Raw genomic sequence first — 3569 nt, forward strand, 5'->3', positions numbered from 1 at the left:
GGTAATCGGCATCCACGCCCAGGCTGACCGCTTTGGAACCTTCGTCGAAGTTCGGGCCATAACCCTGCACGTCATGGGACCAGGCGATGTTCGGCCAAACGCCTTGGCGTGAAGATGTATGGCGGCCAGGTTATCATTCCGGGCAACATCATCGTGCGTCAGCGCGGCACCCAATTCCACGCCGGTTACGGTGTTGGCATGGGCAAAGATCACACTCTGTTCGCTAAAATCGACGGCGTGATCAAGTTCGAAGTAAAAGGCGCTTTCAATCGCCGTTACGTAAGCATTGTCCCGAAGACTGACGTCGTCGCGGCATAATTACGTGGTTGCTGGAAAAGCCCTGTCTCGCGACGGGGCTTTTTCGTTTGTGGGGTGAGTCTCTTGCAAAGCTGTTTGTGATGGGCGAAAGCAGCTGGGTTTGAGGTTGTTGCTTGAGGTCGCTGCGCTCATTTTTGCAAGAGTCTTATGTCTAGGTTTTTTCGGCTCGTCCGTATGGCGAGAGGCGTGTTGTTATGAAGTTTGTTGATGAAGTATCCATTCGAGTAAAGGCCGGTGACGGCGGCAACGGTTGCATGAGCTTCCGTCGCGAAAAATTCATTGAAAACGGCGGCCCGAACGGCGGTGATGGTGGTGATGGCGGCTCGGTCTATATGGTCGCCGACGAAAACCTGAACACTCTGGTCGACTACCGTTACACCCGTCACTTCGATGCCGAGCGCGGTTCCAACGGCGGCAGCACCGACTGCACCGGCAAGAAAGGTGAAGAATTGGTACTGCGCGTACCGGTCGGCACCACCGTCATCGATTCCGCCACTCAGGAAGTGATCGGCGACCTGACCAAGGCGGGTCAGAAGCTGCTGGTGGCACACGGCGGCTGGCACGGGCTGGGTAACACCCGTTTCAAATCCAGCACCAACCGTGCACCGCGTCAGACCACTCCGGGTAAGCCGGGTGAGGCGCGTGACCTGAAGCTGGAAATGAAGGTGTTGGCTGACGTCGGCCTGCTGGGCTTGCCGAACGCGGGTAAAAGTACCTTCATTCGTTCGGTGTCGGCCGCCAAGCCGAAAGTCGCCGACTACCCGTTCACCACGCTGGTGCCGAACCTGGGTGTGGTTTCCGTCGATCGCTGGAAGAGCTTCGTGGTGGCGGACATTCCGGGCCTGATCGAAGGTGCTTCCGACGGCGCGGGCCTGGGGATTCGCTTCCTCAAGCACTTGTCGCGTACCCGTTTGCTGCTGCACCTCGTGGACATGGCGCCACTGGATGACGCCAGCGCTCCGGATGCGGCGGAAGTGATCGTCAGCGAGCTGACCAAGTTCAGCCCGTCACTGGCTGAGCGTGATCGTTGGCTGGTGCTGAACAAGTGCGACCAGATCCTCGAAGAAGAGCACGATGCTCGCGTCAAGGAAATCGTCGATCGCCTGGAATGGACCGGTCCGGTCTACGTGATCTCCGCCATCTCCAAGCTCGGTACCGAGCGTCTGTGCCACGACATCATGCGTTACATGGAAGATCGTGCTGACCGTCTGGCGAACGACCCGGTTTACAAGGAAGAGTTGGCCGAGCTTGACCAGCGCATCGAAGACGAAGCGCGCGCTCAATTGCAGGCGCTGGATGATCAGCGTGCCCTGCGTCGCAGCGGCGTGAAGTCGGTCCACGACATCGGCGACGATGACTGGGACGAAGAAGATGTGGATGACGAAGACGGTCCGGAAATCATTTACGTGCGTGACTGATTCGTTGCGATAAACTTGAACGCCGCTCAATCGAGCGGCGTTTTAGTATCTGGAAATCGATTGTTGGTCACGAGTAACCACGAATAACGTCACGGGCAGTGCTAGGTCGCGCCGCCCTCAAGCTAAGGTTGAAGATGATGCGGAGCAAGGTGACAGGTGCGCAGCGTTGGGTCGTGAAAATCGGCAGCGCGCTGCTGACGGCGGACGGCAAGGGCCTGGATCGCGCGGCGATGGGTGTCTGGGTCGAGCAGATGGTGGCGTTGCATGAAGCCGGCGTCGAGCTGGTGCTGGTGTCCTCCGGGGCGGTAGCGGCCGGGATGAGCCGCCTGGGCTGGACCGCACGACCCAGTGCGATGCACGAGTTGCAGGCGGCGGCTGCCATCGGTCAGATGGGGTTGGTGCAGGCCTGGGAATCGAGCTTTGCCGAACATGGCCGGCATACCGCGCAGATTCTCCTGACGCATGATGACCTGTCCGACCGCAAGCGCTACCTGAACGCCCGCAGCACCTTGCGCGCGCTGGTTGAGCTCAAGGTCATCCCGGTGATCAACGAAAACGATACCGTGGTCACCGACGAAATCCGTTTCGGCGATAACGACACCCTCGCGGCGCTGGTGGCCAACCTGGTCGAGGCGGATCTGCTGGTGATCCTCACGGATCGCGACGGCATGTTCGACGCCGATCCGCGCAATAACCCTGACGCCCAGCTGATTTACGAAGCTCGCGCCGATGATCCGGCGCTGGATGCTGTCGCGGGCGGCACCGGGGGTGCGCTGGGTCGTGGCGGCATGCAGACCAAATTGCGTGCGGCGCGGCTGGCGGCGCGTTCTGGTGCGCATACCATCATCGTTGGCGGGCGCCTCGAGCGCGTGCTGGATCGTCTGAAGGCGGGCGAGCGCCTCGGCACGTTGCTGTCACCTGAGCGTGGCATGCTGGCGGCGCGCAAGCAGTGGCTGGCCGGGCATCTGCAAACCCGCGGCACCCTGGTACTGGATGCGGGTGCGGTAACGGCGTTGTCCCAAGGCAACAAAAGTTTGCTGCCGGTGGGTGTGAAGCTGGTTCAAGGCAGCTTCCGTCGCGGCGAAATGGTGGTCTGTGTGGCGCCGGACGGTCGTGAAATTGCTCGCGGGCTGGCGAATTACAGCGCGCTGGAAGCACAAAAAATCATCGGTCAATCGTCTGAGGCGATTGTCGGTCTGTTGGGTTACATGGCGGAACCGGAATTGGTTCACCGCGATAACCTGATTCTGGTCTGAAGGAATACCTGAATGCGCATGGCAAAAGGATTGTTGAGTCTGCTGTTGGTAATGCCGCTGCTGGCCTCGGCCGAGGAAATTGGCCAAGTGTCGACGGTGTTCAAATTCGTCGGCCCGAATGACCGTATCGTCGTCGAAGCGTTTGATGATCCGAAGGTCGAGGGTGTGACGTGCTATTTGTCGCGTGCCAAGACGGGCGGCGTGAAGGGCGGTCTGGGGTTGGCTGAAGACCGTGCGGAAGCCTCCATCGCTTGCCGCCAGGTCGGGCCGATCAACTTCAAGGGTGAGTTGAAGGATGGCGAAGAGGTGTTCAAGGAGCGCACATCGCTGGTATTCAAGACCATGCAAGTGGTGCGGTTCCTCGACAAGAAGCGCAATACGCTGGTGTACCTGGTCTACAGCGATCGGTTGATCGAAGGCAGCCCGCAGAATGCGGTGACGGCGATTCCGATTCTGCCGTGGACGCACGCGCAATAACCTAACGCAAATCTAAATGTGGGAGCGGGCTTGCTCGCGAAGACGGAGTGTCAGTCAATGCAGATGTCGACTGGTGCACCGCTTTCGCGAGCAAGCCCGC

3 protein-coding genes and 2 pseudogenes are annotated in these 3569 nt (G+C 59.8%); 4 read left to right on the top strand and 1 reads right to left on the bottom strand.

Annotation, left to right across the window (positions count from 1 at the left end; translation table 11 throughout):
• Positions 1-94 (bottom strand): annotated as a pseudogene (locus tag ACQKP4_RS28680) (hypothetical protein); the annotation flags it as partial.
• Between ACQKP4_RS28680 and rpmA the strand changes: the two are divergent.
• The 4 genes and pseudogenes from rpmA to ACQKP4_RS28700 form a co-directional block, all read left to right on the top strand.
• Positions 82-318 (top strand): annotated as a pseudogene (gene rpmA / locus ACQKP4_RS28685) (50S ribosomal protein L27); the annotation flags it as partial. The pseudogenes ACQKP4_RS28680 and rpmA overlap by 13 nt on opposite strands.
• A 194-nt stretch (positions 319-512) precedes the next feature.
• Complete coding sequence (cgtA, locus tag ACQKP4_RS28690) at positions 513-1736, top strand: Obg family GTPase CgtA (protein ID WP_427637399.1); 1224 nt, start codon at positions 513-515, stop codon at positions 1734-1736.
• Between the two features lie 137 nt (positions 1737-1873).
• Complete coding sequence (proB, locus tag ACQKP4_RS28695; RefSeq protein ID WP_427637401.1) at positions 1874-2992, top strand: glutamate 5-kinase; 1119 nt, start codon at positions 1874-1876, stop codon at positions 2990-2992.
• 12 nt (positions 2993-3004) lie between these two features.
• Positions 3005-3469: a CreA family protein gene (locus tag ACQKP4_RS28700; protein WP_427637400.1), complete on the top strand. Its 465-nt coding sequence runs from the start codon at positions 3005-3007 to the stop codon at positions 3467-3469.
• Positions 3470-3569 lie beyond the last annotated feature (100 nt).

Origin of the sequence: Pseudomonas sp. NPDC086278, assembly GCF_050280905.1 — a bacterium.
Lineage (GTDB): Bacteria > Pseudomonadota > Gammaproteobacteria > Pseudomonadales > Pseudomonadaceae > Aquipseudomonas.

Coding starts and splice junctions, on each gene's coding strand:
- cgtA (WP_427637399.1), top strand. CDS start 513: ATGAAGTTTGTTGATGAAGTATCCATTCGAGTAAAGGCCGGTGACGGC.
- proB (WP_427637401.1), top strand. CDS start 1,874: ATGCGGAGCAAGGTGACAGGTGCGCAGCGTTGGGTCGTGAAAATCGGC.
- ACQKP4_RS28700 (WP_427637400.1), top strand. CDS start 3,005: ATGCGCATGGCAAAAGGATTGTTGAGTCTGCTGTTGGTAATGCCGCTG.